The organism is Shinella granuli (assembly GCF_004341885.1).
Taxonomy (GTDB): Bacteria; Pseudomonadota; Alphaproteobacteria; order Rhizobiales; family Rhizobiaceae; genus Shinella; species Shinella granuli.
This window is the reverse complement of the sequence record NZ_SLVX01000005.1, coordinates 189,880-216,171: the sequence shown is the minus strand read 5'-3', so window position 1 is coordinate 216,171 and position 26,292 is coordinate 189,880. Positions and strand designations below refer to the sequence as shown.

The following is a 26,292-nucleotide window of genomic DNA, read 5'->3' as shown; positions in this document are numbered from 1 at the left end:
CGAATGACGGCGCCCGACAAACCGCGGCTATGAGGAGCCCCTGCGCAACACCTTTCCGGGGTTGAGGAGCGCCGGCGCGTCGAGCGCGGCCTTGATCCCGTGCATCAGCGCCATCTTCACCGGGTCCGACACGGCCGACAGCGCCTCCACGCGCTTGGTGCCGATGCCGTGCTCGGCAGAGAAGGACCCCCCCATCGCGACGATGCCCCTGTACACCGCCCTCTCAAGGGCCGCCGCCTTTTCGGCGGCAATGTCGCCGCCGGCCATGTTGAGGACGATGTGGAGGTTCCCGTCGGCAAGATGGCCGAAGACATAGGGATCAATGGCGGCGTCCACTCTCTTCAGCTCCGCAAGGCAGCGGTCGAGATAGGGCGCAATCTCGGAAAGGGGGACCGAGACGTCGTAGGACGGCGCGTTGGGATATTTGCGGTAGATGAGGTCCGTGTCTTCGCGAAGTCGCCAGAGATCGGCCTCCTGTGCGCCGGAAAGGGCAATCACGGCCGAGGCGTCAGGGTGGGCCGCCGCGACGTCCTCGTAGATGCGGCCAAGCTCCGATTGCAGCGCGGCCTCCTCGGCGCCGCCGAGCGTGACCAGGAGGTTGACCGGATGGCCGGTCTCGTACCCCGCGGCCGGCCATCGATGATGGCCGGAGGTCAGGCGGAAATAGGTCCTCCAGATCGCCTCGGCCGCGCGCAGATGACCATATTCGGCATCGAGCCCGCGGCGGACCGTTGCAAGCGCGGCATCGACCGACGGCAAGCCGAACAGGGCCGTCGCCGTGGCGGCGGGCTGGGGTTCGAGCTTGACGGCAAGGCGGGTTATGATTCCGAGCGTGCCTTCCGCCCCCACGAAGAGATGTTTCAGGTCATAGCCCGCGGCGTTTTTCACCACCCGGGTCAGGTCGGAATAGATCGAGCCATCCGCGAGCACGACTTCCAGGCCGAGAATGCGATGCCGCATGACGCCGAACCGGAAGGCCGCGATGCCCCCGGCATTCGTCGAGGCCATGCCGCCGATCGTCGCCGAGCCGCGCGACGGCAGGTCGATCCCGGTTTCGAGGCGATGCTCCGCGGCGGCCGTCTGCAGCGCCTGCAGCGTCACGCCAGCGTCCACGACCGCAACGCGCTCGGCGGGTGAAATGTGAATGCGATCGAGGCGGGCGGTCGAAAGCACCAGGTCGCCCGGCCGCGAGATCGCCCCGCCGACGAGCCCGGTTCGTCCTCCCTGGGGAACGAGCGGAACCCCGCCGGCAAGGCAACACCTGACGACGGCCGCAACCTCCTTGGTCGTTCCCGGAAACACGACAAGGCCCGCTCCAAGGTTTTCGGCGGCGATTCCGTGGTCGATCGCGGAAATGGCCTCGCCTTCCCTGAGATACCGTTCGCCGACGATTTTGCGGATCTCGGCGGTGAAATCGGGCGGCAGTCGAGGCATTCGATGTTTCCTGTCGATGGAGGCGGGAACGGCGAGAAGGCTTGCGGCAGGATGTTCAGGGCGCGTAGGTCCATGAGTCTTTCCTTCCGGAATGTCCTGCGGTTCGGGTGTTCGGCCTACCGGGGCAGGTAGCGCGTGAGACGGGCTTCGAGGAGCCGGACGAGGGTGATCAGCACGAGGTTGATCAGCAGATAGAGCACGCCGGCGATGGCGAAGACCTCCAGGATCGCAAAGGTCTGGCTCATCAGGCGCTTTGCGTGGCCGGTGATTTCCAGCACGGTGATCGTGGAGGCGAGGCTCGTTCCCTTGACGACGAGGACGAGCTCGTTGCCATAGGCCGGCAGGGCCTGCCTTATGGCGAGGGGGAACGTGATGCGGCGAAAGCAGAGGAGCCGCGACATGCCGCAGGCCTGTGCCGCCTCGACGAGCCCGCCCGGGATGGACATGAGGCCGCCGCGCAGGATCTCCGACGTATAGGCTGCCGTGTTGAGCGCCAGCGCCATGACGGCGCAATGGACGCCGTCGCCGACGATCCACCAGAGGACGGGGTTGTCGCGCACGAAGGCGAGCTGGCCGAGGCCGTAGTAGAAGAGGAAGAGCTGGACCAGCAGCGGCGTGCCCCGGAAGACGGTGCTGTAGCCCTTGGCAAAGCCGCTGACCAGGCGATTTTTCGACAGGCGCATGACGGCGAGCGCGAGCCCGAGATTGAAGCCGACGGCGACCGAGGCGAGGGTCAGGAGGGCGGTCAGCCCCAATCCCTTGGCGAGGGTCGGCACGGCGAGGCGGATGAAGTCCAGATCCATGGCCTATTTCCTCGTACGGGGGCGCAGAAGGCGTTCGATCCAGTCGAAACCACCCTGGCTGACCAGCGTGATGGCGAGGTAGACGACGGCGGCGATGAAGTAGAAGACGAAGGGGCTGCGGGTGGATCCGGCCCCGACGGAGGCGGCGCGCATCAGTTCCTGCAGGCCGACGACGGAGACGAGGGCCGTGTCCTTGATGGTCGTCTGCCAGACATTGTTCATGCCGGGCACGGCGATGCGCAGCATCTGCGGCGCGATGATGCGGCGGAAGATGCGCCCGCCCGGAATGCCGAGCGCCCGGGCCGCCTCGACATGGCCGCCGGGAATGGCGGCGAGCGCGCCGCGCACGACCTCGGTCGAATAGGCGCCCGATATGGCCGCGATCGCGATGACGGCGATGACGAAGGCATAGCCGTTGCCGGCCAGCCCCTCATAGCCGAAGGCGGCGGCGACCTGTGCCACGAACTCCACGGAGGAAAAGAAAAGAAGATAGATGATCAGCAGTTCCGGCACGCCGCGCACGATCGACGTGTAGAAATCCACGGCCAGCGTCAGCGGAAAGAGCCGCGCCCACTTGATGAGGCCGCAGGCAACGCCGATGACGATGCCGAAGGCCATGCTCGCGACCCCGAGGGCGATGGTGACCGCCGCGCCGCGCAGGATCGCGGCGATCCAGCCGCCCTCCCATACCTGCCATAATCCAAGTTCCATCGAACCAGCCCAAACCTGTCTGTTGTCCTGTCGGAGGGGCGTCTCCCGGAAAGAGGCGGCCTTGCGTCCGTCCTCGTCCGGGAGACGCCGTGTCGGCGCTATTGGCAGGGACGGGAGATGTCCGTCTTGAACCAGGTCTCGCTCGCCTTGCCGATCGAGCCGTCGGCGACCAGTTCACAAAGTGCCTTGTCGACGCGGGTCTTCAGGTCGGTGTTTTCCTTAGCGATGCCCACGCCGATGCCTTCGCCGAGCGTCGGATCGGAAGAGCTGGCGATCTTGACGTCGACAAGCTGGAAATCCTTGCCTTCGGGCTTGGCGAGAAAGTCGTCGAGGGCGGAGACGTCGGAAAACGCCGTCTCGACACGACCGCTGGCCAGGTCGATCTGCATCTGGTCGAGCGTGTCGTAGGTCTTCAGGTCGGCATTCGGCGCGTTCTTCTCGAGGTAATGGGCATGGGTCGTGCCGGCCTGCACGCCGATCTTCCTGCCGTCGAGTGCCTTGATCAGGCTGTCGAAGTCCTCGATGCCGGCAAGATCGGAGCCCTTCGGCGCGACGAACATGTTGGCAAGCTCGGCATAGCCGATGGAGAAGTCGATCTCCTTCCTGCGGTCCTCGGTGATCGACATGCCCGAGATGATGACGTCGAAACGCTTGGCCTTCAGGGCGGGGATGAGGCCGTCGAAGGCCTGGACGACGAACCGGCACTTCAATTCCAGCTTGGCACAGAGCAGGTTTCCGACATCGGCGTCGAAGCCGGTGACGTTGCCGGCCGCATCGGCCATGCTCCACGGCGGATAGGCGCCCTCTGTTCCGATCGACAATTCGCCCTCGGCGGCCTGGGCCGCCGTGAGGCCGGCGGCGAAGAAGGTGGTGAGCAACAGACTTTTCAGCTTCATGTTTTGGTTCCCCATGTTGAGCATCGTTATTGAGCGGGTCGAGCCGGCGGCCGTCAGAACGTCCGGGCCAGGAACTGGCGCATGCGTTCGGAGCGCGGATTGGTGAAGACATCCGCCGGGGCACCCTCCTCCTCCACCTTTCCCTGGTGGAGAAAGAGGATCTTGTGCGAGACCTCGCGCGCGAACTGCATTTCGTGCGTCACGAGGATCATCGTGTTTCCTTCTTCGGCCAGTTGCCGGATCACCCGCAGGACCTCGCCGACGAGCTCGGGATCGAGCGCGGAGGTCGGTTCGTCGAGGAGGATGAGCTTCGGGCGCATGGCAAGCGTGCGGGCGATCGCGGCCCGCTGCTGCTGGCCGCCCGAGAGCTGGCCGGGATACTGGGCGTGCTTTTCGGAGAGGCCGACCTTCTTCAGGAGGGCGTGGGCGTGGTCGATGGCCGCCTGCCGCCCCTCCTTCAGCACATGCAGCGGCGCCTCGATGATGTTCTCGAGCACGGTCATGTGCGGCCAGAGGTTGAAGTTCTGGAACACCATGCCGACGCGCGAGCGGATGCGCTCGACCTGCCGCATGTCGGCCGGCACGGCGCTGCCGTCCGCCGCCTTCTTCATGCGGATCTCCTCGCCGTCGATGACGATGCGCCCGTCGTTCGGCTGTTCGAGCAGGTTGATGCAGCGCAGGAACGTGCTCTTGCCCGAGCCGGAGGAGCCGATCATCGACACAACCTCGCCCGGCTGCGCGGAGACGCTGACGCCATTGAGCACGGCAAGCGGACCGAAGCGCTTGTGGATGTCGTGGACCTCGATCGCCGGCCGCTCGTCGAGCCTCGGGCCGCCGGCATCCCGATGGGCGACGACGGCAACGGCCGGGGCGGCGGGGACCGGCTTTTCCACCCCCGCGCCGCCGATGGCCTTGAGGTCGGCGAAGGCGCGGTCGAAGTGGCGCAGAGCGGTTTCCAGGCAGGTGCGCTGCCAGTCCGCATCTTCGGGGATGAAGGCGGCGCGCAGGGCCTGCTTGATCCTGCCGCCGAGCGGCGTATCGACCTTGCCGTAAAGGTGGAGCCAGTTGTCCGCCTGGACCGCATCGGAGACGGCGGCGCCGTCGAGCGTTCCGCATTCGACCACGAGCGGCAGGACGCGGGCATTCGGCAGCGCCTTTCGCACGGCAGCCGAGACATAGCCGGTCGCCGTCGCGGCGATGCCGGTATCCGTCGTCGCATTCGCGCCGGTGACGACGACCGAGAGCGCGGGGCCGAAGATGCGCCGCCCCCAGTCCAGCCCGGCATGCTCGCTTTCGGCGACCGAGAGCAGCGCGGGATAGCCGTAGGGACCGGCCCCCGTATGCAGGTCGAAGACGACGACCTCGGCGGCCTGCTGCGCGAAGGTGGAGAGGATGTCGACAAGCGTGCGGTTGGACCAGACGGGGCCGGCGCCGCCATAGAACAGGCCGTCGGGAAAATCGTACTGCCCGGCTTCGATGACCGGGGCGAGGCCGGCATAGCCGCCGGACCGCTGCTTGGCCGCCTCGTAGCGCTCCGTCGCCGCGTCGCGCTCCGCACCGTCGAGGGCCGGACAGACGAGCGCGTCGTGCAGGGCGGCATAGCGTTCGTTCTTCGGCGGGGCCTGCTGCCAGTCGATGAAGTTGCGGTTGAGGTCGACATTGTCCTCGTTCACCCGGCGCGACCAGGCGGTCCCCCAAGGGTTGATGAGATGGATCGCGAGGACGGCCGTGTCGTCGGGGAGCTGCCAGGGAGCGTTCTGGCAAAGCCATGCGGTCTGGCAGGCCGAGCCGAAGGGACCTTCGACGCCGTGCGTGCCGGAAATCAGCACCATGAGCTTGCGGGCGTCGTTGCGCCCGAGATAGGCGACGTCGGTGGCGAGCCGCTCGCCATCAGGCCCATGCAGCGGGTGCAGGTATTCGACCAGGCTGGCCCCCGCGGTGCGCGCGGCGGCAAGGAACCGGGCGCGCAGGGCGGAAAAGTCACCGGCGAAGAAACCGGACGGCGTTGAAGGCGACATGCGAGGGGCTCCCGGTTGGCTTTGTGCAGGCTGGCATTGGCGCTCATTGTTCGCTCCCGCGGGACCGTTGTCCGGCCCCTGTTCGTTTCGGTTCGAGGGACGCCGCGCGCAGGGCCGTGCAGGCCGGGTCGCCGTAGCGCGAGGGATCGAGGCCGGCGACATGCGGATCGAGCGGGATTGCATCACGGGGCATTTTCGTCACGGGTTCTCCTTCGGGGGACCGGGCACCCCTGGTTCAGGCCGCAGCCTCTTGTTCGCAGCGCTCAGAGATCGAGCACGATCGAGGATTTCGGCCGGGTACAGCACAGCAGCACCCGATCGTCCGGCATCACGTCGAGCGGCTCCTCGAAATAATCGACCTCGCCCGAGACGAGGCCGTGCTCGCAGGTCCCGCAAACCCCCGCCCGGCAGGAGAATTCGGGCTCGATGCCCTGCGCCTCCAGGAAGGCGAGGATGGATTGGCTCGTTCCGTCCCAGGCAAGGCTTCGCCCGGACTTCTGGAGGACAATGCGCAAGCCGTCCCCTTCGGCGGCATGGTCGGCGACGGGCGGCGCCACGGTGCGCGGCGCCGGCTGCCCGGCCTCCGACAGCAGGCTCGCCGGGCCGAAGAATTCGTAGGCGATGCGCTCCTTGCGCACGCCGAGGCCGGTGAGGATGCCGTAGAGCGCCTGCATGAAGGGAGGTGGGCCGCACATGTAGATGTCGTAGTCGTCAAGCGGCAGGAGACGCTGGAGCGTGGCGCGCGTCAGGAAGCCCGCCGAATGGCACCGCACCGCATCGAGATCGTCGTCCGCCGCGAAACGGTAGCAGAAGTGCACGGCAATGCCGGGCCTGAGGCTCGCCAGGTGCTCGACCTCCTCGCGCAGCGCATGGACCGCCGCGCTGTCGCAGGCATGGATGAACCAGACGGGTCGGTCGCTTTCCCGCGCCAGCACATCCAGCATCGAGACCGTCGGCGTCAGCCCGACACCGCCCGACAGCAGCACGACGGGCCGGCCGCTTGCGACATCGAGCTTGAAGGCGCCGCGCGGCGGGTCGATCTCGACGATGGCGCCGGGCTCGATCTCGTCATGCAGCCAGCAGGAGCTCAGGCCCTGCGGAACGTCCTGCGCCGGCGCGGCCTCGCGCTTCACGGTGATCCGGTACGTGCCCTCCTCGCGCGGGGAGGAGGAGACCGTGTAGTTGCGCAGGACATGTCCTCCCTTGCGGTCGGGAACGCGCATCGTGAGGAACTGTCCCGCCTCGAACGGCCGCCAATGCTGCCGCTCCAGAGGGGCGAGGCGGAAAGACGTGATGGTGGCGCTTTCGCGCACCTTCGAGACGATTGCGAAGGGGCGGAAGCGCGAGGCCGCGGCATCGAGCATCTGGATCGATCCTTATTCGGCCGCTTCGCTGGTCGTGCCGGTCTGCGCCTCGGCGGCAATCAGCTGGGCCAGCTTGCGGCGGAAGCGCATCGGGCCGACGTCGATCTTCAGGTCGAGGTTCGGCGTCTGCATGTTGGCCATCCCGTGATGGACCGCCTCCAGCACGATGCGGTCCTCCTCGAAGGCGCCGCGGACGGATTTGGCGAAGCTTTCCGAAACCCTGGCATCGTCGGGCGCGAAGTTGCGCATCTGGAACCAGTAGTACTTCGTCCGGTTCTCATCGACCGGCGTCATGAAGTTGTAGCTGTCCATGAGGAAGGTGTTTTCCGGCAGCACGCGGCCTTCGCCGCCGGTATGGGCGGGTGCGAAGATCGCCTTGATGATGGCGTTGCTCGGATAGCGCACCTCGTAGTGCTGCTTGCGGTCGGTGTTGCCCTCGAACTGCAGGAAGGGCGCGTAGAACGGTGCCGGCTCCGAATCGATCATCCAGCGCCAGACGGTCACGCCGTCGTCCTTCACGGTCGTCTGGAGCGGCGTCTCCTCGCAGGCGGAGCTTGCGAAGGAGGACTGGTGGACCCAGGCGACATGCGAGGGATCGAGCAGGTTGTCCGTCATGTAGAGGTAGTTGCAGTTGAGCGTCATGGACTCGCCGCGATTGATGCCCCAGGACGGGTCGTCGAAATACTCGACCTCGAAAATGTCCTTCGGATCCGCCTTGTCGGCATCCCCCATCCAGATCCAGAGCAGGCCGTAGCGCTCGTGGACGGGATAGGAACGCACCCTGGCGACATGGGGGATGCGCTCGGCGCCGGGAACCCGCGTGCAGGTGCCGGAACAGTCGAAGGTCAGGCCGTGATAGCCGCATTCCACGTCGTCGCCCTTGATGCGGCCCATGGAGAGCGGCAGCTTGCGATGGGGACAGGCATCTTCGAGCGCCGCCGCGCCTCCGTCCTGCTTGCGGTAAAGGACGATGTTTTCGCCGAGGATCGTGACGGGTTTCAGCGCGCGGTCGACCTCATGGTCCCAGGCTGCGACGTACCAGGCATTCTTGAGAAACATCTCGCTCTCCTTGCGTTTTGCTAAGCGAGTGTTTGTCGTTTTTCGTGTGCCAACAAGTTGCCAGCGCCTGCGTTCTTTTTTAGAAATTCTAAATTGGAACGACCTGTCCTGGAGGGACCTGCCATGCCGAACCCGTCCTTGCGCGGCCTGCAAGCCTTTGAGGCGATCGGGCGATGTGGCTCGGTCAGCGCCGCTGCTGCCGATCTCGGAGTATCGCCCGGGGCGGTCAGCCAGTTGGTGCGAAACCTGGAGCAATGTCTCGGCTTGACGCTCCTGGAGCGGCGGGGGCGGCGCGTCGAGCTGTCGTCATGGGGGCGGCTGTATTACCGCGAGGTGGCGAAGGGTTTTCAGCAGCTCTCCCATGCCGCCAACGTTCTGACGCGTGCGAGGAACGAGACCGGCATCGTCCTCAGCGCCTTGACGTCGGTTGCCAGCAGGTGGGTCAGCCGCAAAATCTTCGACTGGCAGTCCCTCTGTCCGGAATCGAATGTACGCATCCTCGGGCAGGACGAAGAGCCGCGTATCGGCATTGAGCAGGTGGATTTCCGCATCACCTACGGCCGACGCTCTTATGCCCACGAACACGTCGCGACTCTGTTCACCGACTGGGTCGTGCCGGTCTGTTCGCCCGCGCTCATCGCAAACCGCGTTCTCGACTGTCCGCAGGACATCCTCAAGTTCCCGCTGCTCAATGTGGAATGGGAAGCGGACTACAAGGCTTCCCCGCAATGGAAGGACTGGGCCAGCTTGATCGATGCCGATGGCCGGCAGACGTTTTCCGGCCTTTCCTTCACCTTGTCGAGCAGTGCCATCGACGCCGCCGCCAATGGCAGGGGATTCGTTCTCGCACAAGTTTCCATGGTGCAGGACGAGGTCGCTGCCGGCAGTCTGGTGGTTCCGTTCGATATTCGCATGAAGCTGCCCGAAAGCTACTATCTGGCGTGGGACAGGACCGCCCTCGAAAAGCCGTTCGGCCAGAGGTTCCACAAATGGCTGGTTGGTATTGCAAAGCAACAGGATATGATCTCGGTACCGGCTCAGGTTCGGTCAAGCTGAAGTCAGCAGCATAAGGGGTCGGCTTAAAATAAGGCTTTCGCCGAGGTCCTCGCCGCAACCGGCAATCCGGTTGCCCAACCCGCGCCTCAGGGCGCAACTGAAACGGTCGAGGCTCTGATCGCCGCTGGATGAAAACGCAGCGGCGGCCGTGCGCGATGCGCCGGGCGGCGAGGATGCCGCCGTGATCCGTAAGAAGGCAACGGCGCTGGAGGAGAAGGCCGCGGCATTGGCGCAGTCTTCCGTCTCTCCTGGTGCTGCGGCGTCCGCGCCGACGGAAGACGGAGGGCGGCAGCGAAAATTCGGCAACGGGACATGAAGCCGCGTTGCCGGATACCGGTCGCAGCCACATATATATTGCAGTTCAATGATTTCCGGAGCCCGTCGTGAAAAATCCCTATGAGGTTCTCGGCGTGCCGTCCACCGCGACGGCGGCCGAGATACAGAGTGCCTACCGAAAGCTCGCCAAGAAACTGCACCCGGACCTCAATCCGGGCGACAAGGCGGCGGAGGAAAAGTTCAAGGAAGTCGCTGGCGCCTACGATCTTCTTGGCGATGCCGACAAGCGCAAGCGCTTCGATGCCGGTGAGATCGATGCCTCCGGCGCCGAACGTCCGCCGCGCCAGAACTACTACCGCGACTATGCCGGCGCGCAGGCGGAGCACCCTTACGCGGATGCCTCCGGCTATGCCGACTTCATGGACAGCGACGACATCTTCGCCGACCTCCTGCGCCGCAGCCAGAGGGGGCGGGCGAACCGTCGCGGCGAGGACATGCACTACCGGCTGGAGATCGGCTTTGCCGATTCCATCGCCGGGGCGACGCGGCGCATCACCCTGCCGGATGGCGGCACGCTGGACGTGAAGATCCCGCCGGGCCTCGTCAGCGGCCAGACGATCCGCCTCAAGGGCAAGGGCGCGCCGGGCTTCGGCACCGGCGGGCCGGGCGACGCGCTGATCGAGGTGGAGGTCCTGCCCGATCCGCGTTTTGCCCGCGATGGCGACGACATCACGATCGAGCTGCCCGTCTCCCTGAGCGAGGCGGTGCTCGGCGGGCGCGTGCGTGTTCCGACGGCGACCGGTGCCGTGACCATGGCCGTGCCGAAGGGCTCCAACACCGGCACGACGCTGCGGCTGAAGGGCAAGGGTGCCCCGAAACGCGGCGGCGGTTTCGGCGACCAGTTCGTCAAGCTGAAGGTCGTCCTGCCGAACAAGCCCGATCCCGAGCTTGAAGCCTTTGTTGCCGGCTGGGAAAAGGGCAAGTCGTTCAATCCGCGCGAGGAGGGCTGATCATGGCCATGACCAGAGAGGAATTCCTGAAATCCTCCGGCCTCAAGGTGCAGGTGCTGGAGTTGTGGATCGAGCAGGAATGGCTGGTGCCGGAGAGGACGCCGTCCGGTCTGCGCTTCCGGGAGATCGACGTCGCCCGGGCGCGGCTGATCGGCGAGCTGCAGTCCGGCATCGGCGCGAACGAGGCGGGCATCGACGTGATCCTGCATCTCATGGACCAGTTGCACGGCATGCGCCGGGCGCTCGCGGAGCTGCGGCGGGAAATGGGCAAGGCGGACGTCTGACGGCGGATCGTCATGCAAAACGGAAAGGACAGGATGATGGGGCAGAACCGAAGCACGGCGGAACCACCCGGCCTTGCGGAATTCGGGCCATGGCTGGCCCAGGCCTCGATCCTGGTCGTCGACGGGCCCCGCATCTGCAACCTCCGCCGCCCACGGCGACATCACCTTCAACGGCAGGAAACCGGAATTCGTCGATGAGGACGCGTTCGACACGGTTTGACCCACTTCAACCCAAGGGAGAAGCAGCATGAGCGACAAGGTCAGGGAAAACATGGAAGTCATCGGCGCCGACGGCGTGCATGTGGGCACTGTCGACCGCGTGGAAGGCAACCGCATCAAATTGAAGAAGAGCGACAGCTTCGGCCGTCACGAAGGCCATCACCACTATATCGAGATGGGCTTCGTGGCGGGCGTCGAGGGCGACAAGGTGCGCCTGTCGGCCAATGCCGATATCGCCGTCACGCTGGAAGAGGAAAAATCCGGCCGTCCGGTCGACCTCTGACCGGCAACGGGCCGGCTCTCCTCCGGCCGGCCCGTTTCTCCTCCAGCGCAAGGTGCCTGCCATGGAAAACTACGACCTCTATCTCAATCCCGAAAAGCCGGCGATCGGCCTCTACGTGCGCGCCTGCCCGACATTGCCGATGCGAAGGACTGGATTTTCGATGGCACGGCGGAAAAAGACTCGCTACCTTCCGACGTGATGAAGGCCTTCGAGGCGAGCGGGCACGCCTTCCGCGACATGGATTGAGCATGGATGCAGTCTTACCCTCCGTCGTTCCGCAGCCGGTCGCGGCGCGGCTGACGCGCGCGGCCATCTTCCTTGTCGTGACGCTTGCGCCCGGTCGCGAAGCCGAGGGCGCCGTGAAAACGCTCTGCGCCGATCTTTCCGGCCTCTTGCGTGCCGTCGGTTTCCGCGATCTCGAAGGCGGGCTTTCCTGCGTGCTCGGCATCGGTTCGGATGCCTGGGACCGTCTCTTCGGCACGCCGCGCCCGAAGGATCTCCATCCTTTCCGCGAAATCCGCGGGCAGCACCATGCCGTCGCCACGCCCGGCGATCTCCTCTTCCATATCCGCGCCACGCGCATGGACCTCTGCTTCGAGCTGGCGACCCAGATCATGCGCCGGTTGGCGGGCTTCGTTGCGACCGAGGACGAGGTGCACGGCTTCAGCTATTTCGACGACCGCGACCTCATCGGCTTCGTCGACGGCACGGAAAACCCCGTGGATGCGGCCGCCGCGGCCGCCACGATCATCGGTGCGGAAGATCCGGATTTTACCGGCGGCAGCTATGTGATCGTGCAGAAATACCTGCACGACCTTGCGGCCTGGAACCGCGTGCCGGTCGCCGAGCAGGAGAGGATCATCGGTCGCGAGAAGCTTTCCGACATCGAGCTCGATGACGCCGCCAAGCCGAGCTATGCCCATAATGTTCTCACCTCCATCGAGGAGAACGGCGAGCCGTTGGAGATACTGCGCGACAACATGCCCTTCGGCGATGTCGGCAAGGGCGAGTTCGGCACCTATTTCATCGGCTATGCGCGCTCGCCGCGGCGCATTGAGATGATGCTGGAGAACATGTTCATCGGCCGCCCGCCGGGCAATTACGACCGGCTGCTCGACTTCAGCCGCGCCGTCACCGGAACGCTGTTCTTCGTTCCTTCCGCCTCGTTCCTCGACGCGGTGACGTCCGATACCGCAGCGGCGGCGCCTGCGGCGGCGGACCAGCCGCCCTCGCGCAGCGACGGATCGCTCGGCATAGGCTCTCTCAGGAAAGGGGCTACCCATGAATAACCTGCACCGTGAACTCGCTCCCGTTTCCGAGGCAGCCTGGACGGAAATCGAGGAAGAGGCGGCGCGCACGCTCAAGCGCCACCTTGCCGCCCGGCGGGTCGTCGACATGGTCGGCCCGGCGGGCCTCGGCCTTTCGGCGGTCGGCACCGGTCATGTCGTGCCGATCGCGCCGCCGGCCGAAGGCGTGCAGTCGGTGAGGCGCGAGGTCAAGGCGCTCGTCGAGCTGCGTGTGCCCTTCCAGCTCTCGCGCAACGCAGTCGACGATGTGGAGCGCGGCGCGCTCGACAGCGACTGGTCGCCCGTCAAGGAGGCGATGCAGAAGATCGCCTTCGCCGAGGACCGCGCCGTGTTCGACGGCTATGCGGCCGCCGGCATCGAGGGCATCCGCGCTGCGGCGAGCAATCCTGCCGTACCGTTGCCGCAAGGCGTGAAGCGCTATTCGGACGCGGTGGCGCGCGCGGTCGGCCGGCTCCGGCTTGCCGGCGTCGAAGGCCCTTATGCGCTCGTGCTCGGCGGCGATGCCTACATGGCCGCGAGCGGCGGCAGCGACGACGGCTATCCGGTCTTCCACCATATCGAGCGCATCGTCGACGGCGGCATCATCTGGGCGCCGGCCATCGAGGGTGGCCTAGTCCTGTCGTTGCGCGGCGGCGATTTCGAACTGACTGTCGGTCAGGATTTTTCCATCGGCTATCTCGGCCATTCCGCGACCACCGTCGACCTCTACGTGCAGGAGAGCTTCACATTCCGCACGCTGACGACGGAAGCGGCCGTGGCGCTTTCGCCGGAGTGACAGGACGAAAGGAGGTTGGCGTGGCGGCAAGCGACGATCACCACGTCGTCATCGTCGGCGGCGGTTTCGGCGGGCTGGAGGCGGCGCGCCATCTGGCGGCTGGTCCGTTCCGTATCACGGTGCTCGACCGGCGCAACCATCACCTGTTCCAGCCCTTGCTCTACCAGGCGGCGACGGCCTCGCTCGCCCTTTCGGAGATCGCCTGGCCGATCCGCTCGCTTCTGCGGCGCTACCGGAACGCGACCACGCTGCTGGGCGCGGCCACCGGCGTCGATGCGGCGGGAAAGGCCGTGCTGCTTGAGGACGGGCGGCGGGTTTCCTACGACACGCTGATCCTCGCCACCGGCGCACGCCATGCCTATTTCGGCCATGACGAGTGGGAGCCCCATGCGCCGGGGCTCAAGACGCTGGAGGACGCGACGACGATCCGCCGGCGCATCCTCTCCGCCTTCGAGCGGGCGGAATGGCAGACGAACGCGGAGGAGCGCCGCCGCCTCCTGACCTTCGCCATCATCGGTGCCGGCCCGACCGGCGTGGAACTCGCCGGCACCATCGCCGAGCTGGCCCACGAGACGCTGCGCCGCGATTTCCGCCATATCGACACGCGCGAGGCGCGCGTGGTGCTCGTCGAGGCCGGGCCGCGTATCCTCTCGGCCTTCACCGAGGACCTTTCGGCCTATGCCGAGCAGGCGCTCGCCCGTCTCGGCGTCGAGGTGCGCACGGGCCACGCCGTCTCCGAATGCAGCGCGGACGGCATCGCGCTCGGCGGCGAGTTCCTGCCTGCCGCGACCATCCTGTGGGCGGCGGGCGTTGCCGCTTCGCCGGCCGCCGAATGGTTGCAGGCGCCGGCCGACCGCGCCGGGCGGGTCATCGTCGCGCCGGACCTCTCCGTCCCGGGCTTTCCGGATATCTTTGCGATCGGCGATACGGCCCATGTGTCGGCCGGGGAGGGCAGGACGGTGCCGGGCATTGCGCCTGCGGCGAAGCAGGAAGGCCGCTACGTGGCCGGCGTCATCCGCGTGCGCCGCGAGGGAAAGCCGCCGCCAAAGCCCTTCGCCTATCGCAACGACGGCAATCTCGCCACCATCGGCAAGCGGGCCGCCATCGTCGATCTCGGCTGGATCAAGCTCAAGGGCCGGCTTGCCTGGTGGACCTGGGGCATCGCCCATGTCTACTTCCTGATCGGCTTGCGCAACCGTCTCGCCGTCGCCCTCAGCTGGCTGTGGATCTATTCGACCGGCCAGCGCAGTGCCCGCCTGATCACCGGCACCGGCGTTGAACGGCAGGAAAGGAGACCGCAATGAGCAGACGCTTTGCAATCGGCGATCACGTCACCTGGAATTCGGAGGCCGGCCATGTGTCGGGCACCATCATCGCCATCCACACCAGCGACTTCGACTACAAAGGCCACACCCACCGCGCCACGCCCGACGATCCGCAATACGAGATCAAGAGCGACAAGACCGACCACATCGCCGCCCACAGGGGGAGCGTCCTCGACCATGCGTGAAAGGCGGCCGGCCGTCAGGACGGCGCCGGAAGCGCCGCTCGTGCCATGCCCCGCTTTCACGTGTCTGCCGGTACCGGCATCAGGGGGCGTTGTGCCGCGCCATCAGCTTCGCCTGCAGAACCACCACGATGAGCAGGAACGTGCCGCGGATGACGGACTGCCAGTAGGCGGACAGCGAGATCCAGCCGAGGCCGTTTTCGAAGTTCAGGATGTTGAAGACCATGGCGAGCAGGAGGGCGCCGGCGAGCGTCGCGCCGACGGAGCCCGAGCCGCCCGTCAGCAGCGTGCCGCCCACCACGACGGAAGCGATGGCGAAGAGCTCCCAGCCCACGCCCTCCGTCGGCTGGCCGGCGCCGAACTGCGAGGCGAGGATGACGCCGGCGAGGCCGGCGAGCGCGCCGGAGGCGAGATAGACGGCGGCGAGCGTGCGCTCGACCTTGAGGCCCATCAGCCCGGCCGTGGCCTCGCCGTCTCCGATCGCCAGGATGTGGCGCCCGACGGGCAGTTTTTCGAGCACCAGCCAGCCGAGGACGTAGACGGCGAGCGCGATCCAGGCGGGAATGGGAAAGCCGAGGAAATCGTCCTGGCCGATCACGGTAAAGCCGGTGTCATAGGAGACGGAGACCGACTGGTTGTTGGCGAGCAGCAGCCCGGTGCCGTAGGCGGCCAGCATCGTCGCCAGCGTGGCGATGAAAGGCTGGATGCGCATCTTCGTGATGATGAAGCCGTTGAGCGCGCCGACGGCAAGACCCGCCGCGATGCCGCCGAGAAGCCCGGCTGCCCAGTGATAGGGGGAGCACAGGGCGGCAACCACGCTCGCCATCGCCGCCGTGCCTCCGACGGAAAGGTCGATGCCGCCGGTGATGATGACGAAGGCCATGCCGAGCGCGATCAGCGCGAACATGGAGTTGTAGCGCAGGAACGAGAGGATGTTGTAGGACGACACGAAATTGTCGTAGCGCAGTGCCCCGAAGAGGATGAGGCCGAACAGCGCGAGGATGACGCTGAGCCGGGCGAGATCACCGGAGGACTTGATGGCGAACGGGCGCAGGAGCGTGGACATGGATGGTCTCCTCAACGCTTGTCGGCGCGCTGCTGGATGAAGACGGCGAGCACGATCAGCCCCGCCTTGACGATGAGCGCTGCCGCATCCGGCACGCCATTGGCCAGCAGCGTGTAGCGCACGAGCTGGATGACGAAGGCGCCGAGCACGGTGCCGACGATGTTGGCCCGTCCGCCTGTCAGGAGGGTTCCGCCCACCGCGACGGCGGCGATGGCGTCGAGTTCCATGCCGAGGCCGACGAGATTGGCGTCGCTTGCCGAATTGCGCGCCACCACGACGAGGCCGGCGAGGCCGGCCAGTGCCCCGCTGATCATGTAGACGAGCAGCTTGACGCGCTTGACCGGCACACCGGTCAGCCGCGCCGCCTTCTCGTTGCCGCCGACGGCGATGATCTGGCGGCCGATGACGGTGTAGCGGATCATGGCGGAGGCGAGGATGACGATGAGGATCATCAGCACGACCTGCGCCGGAATGCCGGCGATGCGGCCCATGGCGATGAACTGGAAGCCTTCGTTCTTGAAGACCTGAAGATTGCCGTTGGTCATGACCTGCGCGATGCCGCGCCCGGCGATGAACAGCACAAGTGTCGCGATGATCGGCTGGATGGAAAAGCGCGTGACCAGCAGCCCGTTGAACAGGCCGAACAGGCTGGCGACCGCGACCGGGATGAGGATGGCGAGCGCCACGGCGAAGGCCATGTTTTCGACCTGCCAGAACTGGCCCATGAAGATCATCGGCGCCAATGCTCCCGAGATCGCCATCAGCGAACCGACCGAAAGATCGATGCCGCCGGTGGCGATGACGAGCGTCATGCCGGTCGCCACGATGACGATGGTGGCTACCTGCGTGAGGTTCACGTTGAGCGTCTGCAGGGACAGGAAGTTCGGCGTCACCGCGATATTGAAGGCGATGAGCGCCAGGAAGGCGACGAAGGTGCCGTAGCGGCTCGCCAGCGTGAACAGCCGGCTGCCGGGCGAAAGCGTGCCGGAGGGCTGGGGAACGGGAGTCTCGATCGTCGTCATGTCATTCCACCTGATGGGCCATGGCGGAAAGCAGCGCCGCCTCGGTCAAGTCCTTGCGCGGCAGGGCCGCCACCGACGTGCCGTCGCTGAGCACCGTCACCCGGTCTGCGGCGGCAAGAAGCTCTTCGAGTTCCGAGGAGATCATCAGCACGCTCAATCCCTCGTCGGCAAGGCGGCGCAGGAGCTTGAGGATTTCCGACTTGGCGCCGATGTCGATGCCGCGGGTCGGCTCGTCGACGATGAGCACGCGCGGGTCCGTCGCCAGCCACCGGGCGAGCAGAACCTTTTGCTGGTTGCCGCCCGAGAGCTCCTTGATCGGCTGGTCGGGCGAGGCGCATTTGATGCCGAGCGCCCGGATGTACCGCGTGACGATTTCGTCCTGCCGGGCGCGGTCGACAATGCCGGCCTTCTTCAGCTTTGGCAGAAGGGCGACCGTCATGTTCTCGCGGATGCTCATATCCGGCACGATACCGTCTATCTTGCGGTCCTCGGAGACGAGGCCGATGCCATCGGCGATCGCATCCGCCGGCTCGCGGTAGCTGCGCTCCCGGCCCTCCATGCGCAGGGTGCCGCGCTGCATCTTGTCCGCACCGAAGATGAGGCGCGCCGTCTCCGTGCGACCGGAACCGAGCAGGCCGGCAAGGCCGGATATCTCGCCTTCGCGCACCGTGAGGCTGACGTCACGCACGCGCACGCCGGCGCCGGCGTTTTCGATTGCGAGGCGGACGGGCCTTTCCGGTGTTTCCCGGTCGGGTGCCAGCGCCTGGAAGGCGGCGAGCTCCTTGCCGAGCATGTGGCGCACCAGGGCCATCTTCGGCATGTCCGCCATCGGGCTCTTCGCCACCGTCTGGCCGTCCCGCATGATCGTCACGCGATCGCAGATCGCATAGAGTTCGTCGAGCCGGTGGCCGATGAAAATGACGGCGACGCCCGAACGCTTCAGCGTGCGGATCGTCTCGAAGAGCACCGCGACCTCGCGCTCGTCGAGCGAGGAGGTCGGCTCGTCCATGATGACGAGACGGGCGTTCTGCGTCACCGCGCGGGCGATGGCCACCATCTGCCGGGTTGCGGCATCGAAATGCGCGACGGGGCGGTCGACGTCGATGGACAGGTTGAAGGTCGCCAGCACCGCTTCGGCGCCGCGTCGCATGGCGGCATGGTCGATCATGCCGAAGCGTTTCGGCTCGCGCGACAGGTGGATGTTCTCCGCCACGGAACGCTGCGGCGCGAGATTGATCTCCTGATAGATCGTCGCGATGCCGGCGGCCTGCGCGTCGGCCGGCATCGCGAAATCGACCTCCTTGCCTGCGAAGGCGATGCTGCCTTCGTCGCGGCGGTAGACGCCGGTGAGGATCTTGATCAGCGTCGACTTGCCCGCGCCGTTCTGGCCGACAAGCGCCATGACCTCCGCCGGCTCGACCTCGAGCGAGGCGGCGTTCAGCGCCGCCACGCCGGCAAATGCCTTGGAAATGCCCTGCATGGACAGAAGCATGGGGTCCTCCTCTATCCGCCCTTCGGGCGGGCCTTCCAAGCCTACACCTGAACAAGCGCAAGGTCAGGCCCGTTCAAAAAACGGCCGAGACGGTGGAGCCGCCCCGGCCGCAAAGTGCTTGGGAGATGCGATCAGTAGGCGTTGGCGAGTTCTGCGGCCGCGTTGGACGCGTCGTAGAACTTGTCTTCGTTGACGAGGATCGGATCGATCGCCTCGCCCTTGGCGTAGCGTATCATCGTCTCGAAAGCCTTGGGCCCGAAGCGCGGGTTGCACTCGACGACCGCGGCGATCTTGCCGTCGACGACCGCTTGGACGGCTTCCTTGCCGCCGTCGATGGAGAGCACGAGCACATCCTTGCCCGGCACCTTGCCTGCCGCTTCCAGCGCGGCGATGGCGCCCATCGCCATTTCGTCGTTGTGCGCGTAGATGATGTCGGCATCCGGGTGCGCCTGGAGCAGGGCTTCGGCGACCTGGCGGCCCTTGTCGCGGGCGAAGTCGCCGGTCTGCGAGGCGACGATCTCGAAGCCGCCGGCGGCCTGGATCGCCTCGTCGAAGCCCTTCTTGCGGTCGTTGGCGGGCGAGGAACCGGTCGTGCCTTCCAGTTCGATGATCTTCGACTTGCCGTTGGCGTTCTTCACCAGCCATTCGGCGATGCGCCTGCCTTCCTCGACGAAGTTCGAGCCGATGAAGGTCAGGTAATCCTCGCCGGCCTTGGCGAGCGACGGGTCGACCGAGCGGTCGAGCAGGATGACCGGAATCCCGGCCTTCTTGGCGGCCATGACGGCCGGGATCAGCGGTTTTTCCTCGCGCGGTGCCAGGAAGATGACGTCGACGCCCTGGGCGATCATCGAGTTGACGTCGGCAACCTGCTTGGCGGCCGAGCCGGCAGCATCGGTATAGACGAGCTGGAAGCCGAGTTTTTCGGCCTCGGCCTTCATGCTGTTGGTCTGGGCGATGCGCCAGGGATTGTTGGATTCGGTCTGCGCGAAGCCGACCTTGTAGGTGTCCTTCTGCGCCAGCTTGGGCACCTCGGCGATCGCGACGCCTGCCACGGCAAGCGCGCCGACGGCCGTTGCCGCAAGCATGAAGGTGCGACGGGAAATCATGGTCATGAGCGGGTTCTCCTCCCAGGTTCTGGCCGGTGCTCCTCTACCGGACGTGAGCAAATTCCTGCTTCACATGGGCAAATCTTGCGCTAATAATATGAGCAGTCAAGAGCCAAAATTATGAGCACTTGCAAAAAATCCGCGTGCGATGCAAAGCACGCCGAGGGGCGAGGAACGACGCATGGCCAAGGGAAACGGGCGCAATTCGGACAAGCAGGGCAGCGGACGTCCGACAATGACGGATGTCGCCCGCATTGCGGGGGTCTCCCAGTCCAGCGTCTCGCTTGTGCTCAACGCGATGTCCGGTTCGCGCATCTCGCAGGAAACGCAGCAGAAGGTGCGCGAGGCTGCTCATAAAATAGGTTATAAACTGCCTGCGACACGCGGCCCGGTGGCTGCCGCCCCCACGGTCGAGAAGGACACGATCGCCTTCATCGTCGACGAAATCTCCACCAGTCCGCATCCGGTCGTCAGCCTCGACGGCATCCGCGACTATGCGTTCGAGCAGGGGCTGCTTGTCTCCGCGCACGCCACGCGTTCGAATCCTGATCTCGAAGAGGCGGTGCTGCGCTCGGTGCTGCGCGATCCCGCGATTGCCGGCGTCATCTACGCGACGATCTTTACGCGCAAGGTTTCCGTTCCGCCCGCGCTCAAATCCATCCCGACCGTGCTCCTCAACTGCTACTGCGAACCGCGCCAGCATGTGGCGATCGTGCCGGGCGAGGTGGCGGGAGGCTTTGCGGCGACGGCGCACCTGACAGCGCTCGGCCACAAGCGCATCGGCTTCATCAACGGCGAGCCCTGGATGGACGCTGCGATGGACCGCCTGAAGGGCTACAAGCAGGCGCTCGCCACGGCCGACATCGCCTTCGACGAGAGCCTTGTGCGCGACGGCGACTGGCTGCCGCTACGCGGCTACGAGGCCGGCCTCGACTTGCTTGCCATGGACAATCCGCCGACGGCGATCTTCTGCGGCAACGACCTGATGGCGATCGGCGTCATGGAGGCGGCGCAGGAAAGAGGGCTCCGGGTGCCGCAGGACCTGTCCGTCATGGGCTACGACGACCAGGAACTGGCGCGCTACACCCATCCGCCGCTCTCGACACTGGTGCTGCCCAACTACGAGATGGGCCAGAAGGCTGCGGAAATCCTCATCGACATGGCAATCCACGGCAAGCACACGCGCCCCATGACCATCAAGGTCGATGGGCCGCTGGTGGTGCGCGAGACAACGGCGACCGTCGACAGGCGCTAAGGCAATTCCAGCAAAAGTGCGAAGCGGTTTTGCGTCCGGAATTGCGTTGAAACGAAGAGTTGGAGCGTTTTCTCGATTCGAGGAAAAGCGGAAGTGCTCTGATCGCTCTATTCGAAAAGGTCGGGATTGTCGGCCTCGATCTGCGGCAGGTCGGCGAGGATACCGTTGAGATGATTGCGCATGGCGGTTGCGGCGGCGTCGGCATCGCGCATGTCGATGGCGGCGATGATCGCCTCGTGCTCGGCAATCAGCCGCGTCATGGAATCGGGATGGCGGAGCTGGAGGTTGCAGACGCGGTCCATGTGGGCCTTGATGTCCGAGATGGCGTTCCAGGCAAGGCCGCAGCCGGCGCCTTCCGCGATCGCGATATGGAACTGCTCGTCCTCGCGGCGGAAGGCATTGTGGTCGTGCGCGTCCATCGCCGCCTTCTGGCGGGCCAGGATCGTGTCGATCTTGCGCCGCGTCCAGGCATCGAAGGTTTCGCTGGCGCGCCGGGCGACGGCGGTCTCGATGGCCTCGCGTACGAAGCGGGCCTCCATCATCTGCCGTGCGGAAATCCTGACGACGACGGTGCCGCGGTTCGGTCGGATATCGACCAGCTTGGACTTGCCGAGCGCGATCAGCGCCTCGCGCACCGGCTGGCGCGAGACGCCCATGCGGGTTGCGATCTCCTGCTCGGACAGCCGCATGCCGGGGGCGAGCTCCAGGCGGATGATGGATTCGCGCAGGTCCCGTTCCACCTGCGCGGCCGCGGTTTCGCCGGTGTCGATCTTCAGGGATTCAAGGTTCACGTCTTTTACCGCCGTCATGCGTTGACATCCATTTGAAGCCACCATACAGTACCATACAATTCATGCGCAACAAAAATCCGGTGGCCTCAAAACCGGATCAACAGGGAGGGGCTGGCGCCATCTTGCCGGCCGGAAGACGATATTGCTGTCCAATTTCATTGCACCCGATTCCCGTGACCCGCGGCTGAATATTAAATCCCGCTATCAGATGCTTGTCGATGGCAAGTCCGTCGACGCCGCATCCGGCAAGACGATCGACCGCGTGAGCCCTGGCCATGCGGGTGTAATTGTCGGGACCTGGCCGGAGGCTTCCGCAGATGACGTGCGCCTTGCGGTCGCGGCGGCGCGCCGGGCCTTCGACACGGGTCCCTGGCCACGCATGTCGGGTGCCGAGCGCTCGCGCCTGATGTTCAAGGTGGCGGACCTGATCCTCGCCCATCAGGAAGAGCTGGCGCTCGCCGAGAGCCTGGAAGTCGGCAAGCCGATCGCCCAGGCCCGCGGCGAGATCGGTTTCTGCGCCGACCTCTGGTCCTATGCGGCCGGCCAGGCCCGCGCGCTGGAAGGCCAGAGCCACAACAATATCGGCGACGATCGCCTCGGCCTCGTGCTGCGCGAGCCAGTCGGCGTCGTCGGCATCATCACGCCCTGGAACTTCCCCTTCATCATCGCCTCCGAGCGCGTGCCGTGGGCGATCGGCGCCGGCTGCACGGTCGTGCTGAAGCCGTCGGAATTCACGTCCGGGACGTCGATCCGCATGGCGGAGCTGGCGCGCGAGGCCGGCATTCCCGACGGTGTGTTCAACGTCGTCACCGGCTATGGCGATCCGGCAGGGCAAGTGCTGGCGGAAGATCCCGGCGTCGACATGGTCGCCTTCACCGGCTCGGTGCGGGTCGGCACGAAGCTCGGCGAGATCGCGGCGCGCAGCGTCAAGCGCGTCGGGCTGGAGCTCGGCGGCAAGGGACCGCAGATCGTCTTCGCCGATGCGGATCTCGACGCGGCTGCGGACGGCATCGCCTACGGCGTCTACCACAATGCCGGCCAGTGCTGCATTTCCGGCAGCCGCCTGCTGGTCGAGGAAGGTATCCGCGATGCCTTGATGGAGCGGCTGCTCGATATTTCCCGCAAGGTCACCTTCGGCGATCCGCTGAACGAGCGCACCAAGATCGGCGCGATGATCTCGGAGGCGCATGCGCAAAAGGTGCATTCCTACGTAGAGGCCGGCGTCGCCTCTGGCGCAGAACTGTTGCTCGGCGGTGAAAGGGTCGGCAGGGAGGCCGGGCTCTACTACGCGCCGACCGTCTTCGCCGGCGTCACGCCCGACATGTCGATCGCCCGCGAGGAGATTTTCGGGCCGGTGCTTTCGACCTTGAGCTTCAAGACGGCGGACGAGGCCGTGGCGCTGGCGAACGCCACCGAATTCGGCCTGTCGGCCTGCGTCTGGTCGACCAATCTCGAAAACGCGCTGCAGAGCATCCGCCGCATCCGCGCCGGCCGCTGCTGGATCAACAGCGTGATCGACGGCACGCCGGAACTGCCGATCGGCGGCTACAAGAAGAGTGGTCTCGGCCGGGAACTCGGCCGCTACGGCTTCGACGAATATTCCCAGTTCAAGGGCGTGCACGTCACGCTCGGGCGCCCTGCGCCGTGGTTCGCATAACCGGCTGCCCGTCGGGCAGTCATGAGGAGGAAAATCTCGGCCGGCGTGATCTTTGGTCGGAGCCCGCCAGCCGAGACTTGGGTCTTTTGGACCCGCATTGCACATCCAAAGGGAGGATACGCAAATGAAATTGACCAGGTTGAGAACCGCCGCCCTGGCAGCGGGCCTTGCCACCATGATGACGTCGACGGCGCTTGCCGCAGACGTCAAGGCCACGATGATCATCTACCTCGATCCGAGTGTCCAGTTCTTTAATCCCGTGGTGAAAGGCGCGCAAGACGCGGCCGCCCAGTTCGGCGTCGATCTCGACGTGCAATACGCCAACAACGATCCGGTGCGCCAGAACGACCTGATCGAAAGCGCGACGGCGAGCGGCGTCGACGGCATCGCCGTCGCGATCTCCTCGTCGGACGCCTTCGACGAGAGCATCTGCGCGGCGGTCAAGGCCGGCATTGTCGTCATCGGTTTCAACAATGACGATCTGGAGGGTGCCAAGGGCAATTGCCGCCAGGCCTATGTCGGCATGAACGAGTTTGCCTCGGGCTATGAACTCGGCAACCGCATGATCAAGGAATTCGGCCTGAAGTCCGGCGACGTCGTCTTCAACCCGCGCGAAATTCCCGAGGCGAGCTTCGCGGTGGCGCGCGGCGGCGGCATCGAAAAGGCGATGGCGGAAGCCGGCATCAAGGTGGAGACGGTGCGCGCCGGCCTCGACCCGGCGGAGGCGCAGAACATCATGGCGCAGTTCCTCATCGCCAATCCGAACGTGAAGGCGCTGTTCGGCACGGGCTCGGTGACCTCGACGGTCGGTGCGGGCGCGATCAAGGATGCTGGCGTCGACATTCCCTTCGGCGGCTTCGACCTGGCGGTCGAGATCGTCAATGCGGTGGAGTCAGGCGCGATGTTCGCGACCATGGACCAGCAGCCCTACCTTCAGGGCTACTATCCGATCGCCCAGATCGCCCTGTCCAAGAAGTACGGACTGACCCCGACCGACATCGACACCGGGCAGGGCGCCTTCCTCGACAAGTCGCGCATCAGCTCGGTCAAGCCGCTGATCGGCAGCTTCCGCTAATCGTGTCCAGAGGGAGCCCGCCATGAGCGGCGGGTTCCCCGTTCCCAGAAACGATCGAGTGCCAGACCGTGACACCTATCCTCGCCGACAGTGCCGGGCCCCGTTCGCGCACGCAAAGACAATCCCTCCTCAAGCAGATCATGGGCATGCCTGCGGGGGCGATCTTCCTCGTCTTCATGACGTTGCAGGTCGTCTGCATCGCCGGCGCGCTGCTCTATCCGAACGAGTTCCGCTACCTCTCGCCGCAGAACCTGACAATCCTGATGAAGGCGATCCCCGTGCTCGGGTGCCTGGCGCTCGGTGCGGGCGTCCTGATGATCGCCGGCGAGTTCGACCTCTCCATCGGCTCCGTCTACACCTTCACGGCCGTGCTGATGGCGAGCCTCGTCGGCGCCGGCGTGAGCGCCTTCCTCGCCGCGCCGCTCGGCATCGTGGTCGGCTTGTTGATCGGGCTTCTGAACGGCCACATCACGTTGCGCTTCGGCCTGCCGTCCTTCATCGTGACGCTCGGCGGTCTCCTGTTCTGGCGCGGCGCCGTGCTGCTCTATAACGGCGCGGTGCAAGTGCGTTTCGATCCCGAGCCGATCTTCACGAGCCTGTTTTCCGGCACGCTGCTCGGCATCAACGCCGCCTTCATCTGGATCGTCCTTTTCGTCGTCGGCTTTCACTTCCTGCTGCACCGCCACCGCTTCGGCAACCACGTCTTCGCGACGGGCGGCAATCGCGGCGCGGCCGAGGCGATCGGCATCAACACGGCCCGCGTGAAGCTCATCGCCTTCGCCATCGCCGGCGGCATGGCGGCGGTCGCAGGCATTCTCGCCACGGCCCGCGTCGGCAGCGTGCAGCCGGGGCAGGGCGCCGGCCTCGAACTGCAGGCGATCGCCGCCTGCGTCATCGGCGGCCTGTCTCTGCGGGGCGGCCGCGGATCGATCATCGGCATCTTCCTCGGCGTGCTGCTGATCCACACCATCACCGACGTGCTGCTGCTTCTGCGCGCGCCCGGTTTCTATCTCGACATGTTCATCGCGACGCTGATCGTGCTGGCCGCCATCTTCAACCATCTCATCGAGCGGCGAGGCATTGCGTGATGTCCAATCTCCTCGAACTCCATAACATTTCCAAAAACTTCGGCGCGCTGACCGCGCTCCGCAACCTCAGCTTCCACATCGGTGAGGGCGAGGTGGTGGGCCTGCTCGGCGACAATGGCGCCGGCAAGTCGACGACGGTCAACCTCATCTCGGGAATCCACAAGCCGACAGACGGCTATCTGAGCGTCGACGGCAAGAAGACGCTCTTCACCTGCCGCTCGGATTCGGCGGACGCCGGCATCGAGACCATCTACCAGCACACCGCGCTGGTCGACAGTCTCTCGATCACCCGCAACATCTTCATGGGGCGGGAGCTGACGGACCGCTTCGGCTTTCTCCGGCAGGCCGAGATGCGCGATATCGCGATGGAGGTGCTGCAGAACGCCGTCCACATCTCCGGCATCGATTCACCGGATACGCTGGTCGGCAACCTCTCGGGCGGCCAGAAGCAGGCCGTCGCCATCGCCCGCGCGGTCTACTTCAAGAAACGCGTGCTGCTGCTCGACGAGCCGACCTCGGCGCTCTCCGTACGCGAGACGGAGGCGCTGCTGAACCAGGTGCTGAAGCTGAAGGCGGAGAACGTCTCCAGCGTGCTGGTGACGCACAATATCTACCACGCCTACCAGGTCTGCGACCGGTTCGTGATCATGAGCCACGGCACGAAGGTCTTCGACGTCGCCAAGGCCGATACGACGATCAACCAGCTGACCGAATATGTCGTGCTCACCTGATTTCCAT

26 protein-coding genes are annotated in these 26,292 nt (G+C 65.7%); 14 read left to right on the top strand and 12 right to left on the bottom strand.

Going from position 1 to position 26,292, the window contains the following annotated elements; genetic code table 11:
• Positions 1–27 precede the first annotated feature (27 nt).
• The 7 genes from EV665_RS11015 to EV665_RS10985 form a co-directional block, all read right to left on the bottom strand.
• Complete coding sequence (locus tag EV665_RS11015; RefSeq protein ID WP_133034132.1) at positions 28–1,434, bottom strand: FAD-binding oxidoreductase; 1,407 nt, start codon at positions 1,432–1,434, stop codon at positions 28–30.
• 116 nt (positions 1,435–1,550) lie between these two features.
• A complete protein-coding gene (locus tag EV665_RS11010; RefSeq protein WP_133034131.1) occupies positions 1,551–2,237 on the bottom strand; it encodes an ABC transporter permease in 687 nt (228 codons plus the stop codon).
• A gap of 3 nt (positions 2,238–2,240) precedes the next feature.
• Positions 2,241–2,948 carry an ABC transporter permease gene (locus tag EV665_RS11005; protein WP_064332899.1) on the bottom strand — a complete coding sequence of 236 codons (708 nt, stop codon included), beginning with the start codon at positions 2,946–2,948 and terminating at the stop codon, positions 2,241–2,243.
• A 98-nt stretch (positions 2,949–3,046) separates the two neighbouring features.
• Positions 3,047–3,844: a transporter substrate-binding domain-containing protein gene (locus EV665_RS11000; RefSeq protein WP_133034130.1), complete on the bottom strand. Its 798-nt coding sequence runs from the start codon at positions 3,842–3,844 to the stop codon at positions 3,047–3,049.
• 53 nt (positions 3,845–3,897) lie between these two features.
• On the bottom strand, positions 3,898–5,862 hold the full coding sequence (locus EV665_RS33090; RefSeq protein WP_133034129.1) for a DUF2817 domain-containing protein: 1,965 nt from the start codon (positions 5,860–5,862) through the stop codon (positions 3,898–3,900).
• Between the two features lie 263 nt (positions 5,863–6,125).
• Positions 6,126–7,226 carry a 2Fe-2S iron-sulfur cluster-binding protein gene (locus EV665_RS10990; protein ID WP_133034128.1) on the bottom strand — a complete coding sequence of 367 codons (1,101 nt, stop codon included), beginning with the start codon at positions 7,224–7,226 and terminating at the stop codon, positions 6,126–6,128.
• Between the two features lie 12 nt (positions 7,227–7,238).
• Positions 7,239–8,285 (bottom strand): aromatic ring-hydroxylating dioxygenase subunit alpha, encoded by a 1,047-nt coding sequence (locus tag EV665_RS10985; RefSeq protein ID WP_133034127.1) that lies wholly within the window; start codon positions 8,283–8,285, stop codon positions 7,239–7,241.
• 123 nt (positions 8,286–8,408) lie between these two features.
• Between EV665_RS10985 and EV665_RS10980 the strand changes: the two genes are divergently transcribed.
• From EV665_RS10980 to EV665_RS10940, 9 genes are all read left to right on the top strand, one after another.
• Positions 8,409–9,341 carry a LysR family transcriptional regulator gene (locus tag EV665_RS10980; RefSeq protein ID WP_133034126.1) on the top strand — a complete coding sequence of 311 codons (933 nt, stop codon included), beginning with the start codon at positions 8,409–8,411 and terminating at the stop codon, positions 9,339–9,341.
• 383 nt (positions 9,342–9,724) lie between these two features.
• Positions 9,725–10,627: a DnaJ C-terminal domain-containing protein gene (locus EV665_RS10975; RefSeq protein ID WP_064332903.1), complete on the top strand. Its 903-nt coding sequence runs from the start codon at positions 9,725–9,727 to the stop codon at positions 10,625–10,627.
• A gap of 2 nt (positions 10,628–10,629) precedes the next feature.
• Entirely contained in the window at positions 10,630–10,911 is a 282-nt protein-coding gene (locus tag EV665_RS10970; protein WP_342636209.1) for a chaperone modulator CbpM, read from the top strand.
• A gap of 247 nt (positions 10,912–11,158) precedes the next feature.
• Positions 11,159–11,413: a DUF2171 domain-containing protein gene (locus tag EV665_RS10965; RefSeq protein WP_064332904.1), complete on the top strand. Its 255-nt coding sequence runs from the start codon at positions 11,159–11,161 to the stop codon at positions 11,411–11,413.
• Positions 11,414–11,474: 61 nt separating this feature from the next.
• On the top strand, positions 11,475–11,612 hold the full coding sequence (locus tag EV665_RS10960; protein ID WP_245507688.1) for a hypothetical protein: 138 nt from the start codon (positions 11,475–11,477) through the stop codon (positions 11,610–11,612).
• 49 nt (positions 11,613–11,661) lie between these two features.
• Positions 11,662–12,702 carry a Dyp-type peroxidase gene (locus EV665_RS10955; protein WP_133034125.1) on the top strand — a complete coding sequence of 347 codons (1,041 nt, stop codon included), beginning with the start codon at positions 11,662–11,664 and terminating at the stop codon, positions 12,700–12,702.
• Complete coding sequence (locus tag EV665_RS10950) at positions 12,695–13,495, top strand: family 1 encapsulin nanocompartment shell protein (RefSeq protein WP_133034124.1); 801 nt, start codon at positions 12,695–12,697, stop codon at positions 13,493–13,495. Before EV665_RS10955 ends, EV665_RS10950 begins: the two co-directional genes overlap by 8 nt.
• Before the next feature lie 20 nt (positions 13,496–13,515).
• Positions 13,516–14,799, top strand: coding sequence for an NAD(P)/FAD-dependent oxidoreductase (locus EV665_RS10945; protein ID WP_133034123.1), 1,284 nt, complete (start codon positions 13,516–13,518; stop codon positions 14,797–14,799).
• Positions 14,796–15,005 (top strand): hypervirulence associated TUDOR domain-containing protein, encoded by a 210-nt coding sequence (locus EV665_RS10940; protein ID WP_133034122.1) that lies wholly within the window; start codon positions 14,796–14,798, stop codon positions 15,003–15,005. The genes EV665_RS10945 and EV665_RS10940 overlap by 4 nt, the downstream gene beginning before the upstream one ends.
• Positions 15,006–15,084: 79 nt before the next feature.
• Here EV665_RS10940 and EV665_RS10935 read toward each other — a convergent pair whose 3' ends face one another.
• The 4 genes from EV665_RS10935 to EV665_RS10920 form a co-directional block, all read right to left on the bottom strand.
• Positions 15,085–16,068 (bottom strand): ABC transporter permease, encoded by a 984-nt coding sequence (locus EV665_RS10935; RefSeq protein WP_133034121.1) that lies wholly within the window; start codon positions 16,066–16,068, stop codon positions 15,085–15,087.
• An 11-nt stretch (positions 16,069–16,079) separates the two neighbouring features.
• Positions 16,080–17,090, bottom strand: a complete 1,011-nt coding sequence (locus tag EV665_RS10930) for an ABC transporter permease (RefSeq protein ID WP_064332911.1) — start codon at positions 17,088–17,090, stop codon at positions 16,080–16,082.
• A gap of 1 nt (position 17,091) precedes the next feature.
• Positions 17,092–18,582 carry a sugar ABC transporter ATP-binding protein gene (locus tag EV665_RS10925; RefSeq protein WP_133034120.1) on the bottom strand — a complete coding sequence of 497 codons (1,491 nt, stop codon included), beginning with the start codon at positions 18,580–18,582 and terminating at the stop codon, positions 17,092–17,094.
• A gap of 131 nt (positions 18,583–18,713) precedes the next feature.
• Positions 18,714–19,694, bottom strand: a complete 981-nt coding sequence (locus EV665_RS10920; protein ID WP_133034119.1) for an ABC transporter substrate-binding protein — start codon at positions 19,692–19,694, stop codon at positions 18,714–18,716.
• A gap of 175 nt (positions 19,695–19,869) precedes the next feature.
• On the opposite strand from EV665_RS10920, the gene EV665_RS10915 reads away from it, so the two are divergent.
• On the top strand, positions 19,870–20,943 hold the full coding sequence (locus tag EV665_RS10915; protein ID WP_064332914.1) for a LacI family DNA-binding transcriptional regulator: 1,074 nt from the start codon (positions 19,870–19,872) through the stop codon (positions 20,941–20,943).
• A gap of 107 nt (positions 20,944–21,050) precedes the next feature.
• Here the strand turns inward: EV665_RS10915 and EV665_RS10910 are convergent, their stop codons facing one another.
• Positions 21,051–21,752: a GntR family transcriptional regulator gene (locus EV665_RS10910; protein WP_162853031.1), complete on the bottom strand. Its 702-nt coding sequence runs from the start codon at positions 21,750–21,752 to the stop codon at positions 21,051–21,053.
• A gap of 124 nt (positions 21,753–21,876) precedes the next feature.
• Here EV665_RS10910 and EV665_RS10905 point away from each other — a divergent pair, with 124 nt between their 5' ends.
• From EV665_RS10905 to EV665_RS10890, 4 genes are all read left to right on the top strand, one after another.
• Positions 21,877–23,391, top strand: a complete 1,515-nt coding sequence (locus EV665_RS10905; protein ID WP_133034117.1) for an aldehyde dehydrogenase family protein — start codon at positions 21,877–21,879, stop codon at positions 23,389–23,391.
• Positions 23,392–23,515: 124 nt separating this feature from the next.
• Complete coding sequence (locus EV665_RS10900; protein WP_133034116.1) at positions 23,516–24,466, top strand: sugar ABC transporter substrate-binding protein; 951 nt, start codon at positions 23,516–23,518, stop codon at positions 24,464–24,466.
• Positions 24,467–24,534: 68 nt separating this feature from the next.
• On the top strand, positions 24,535–25,554 hold the full coding sequence (locus tag EV665_RS10895) for an ABC transporter permease (protein ID WP_206362239.1): 1,020 nt from the start codon (positions 24,535–24,537) through the stop codon (positions 25,552–25,554).
• Entirely contained in the window at positions 25,554–26,285 is a 732-nt protein-coding gene (locus EV665_RS10890; RefSeq protein WP_064332919.1) for an ATP-binding cassette domain-containing protein, read from the top strand. The genes EV665_RS10895 and EV665_RS10890 overlap by 1 nt, the downstream gene beginning before the upstream one ends.
• The last annotated feature ends 7 nt before the right edge of the window (positions 26,286–26,292 follow it).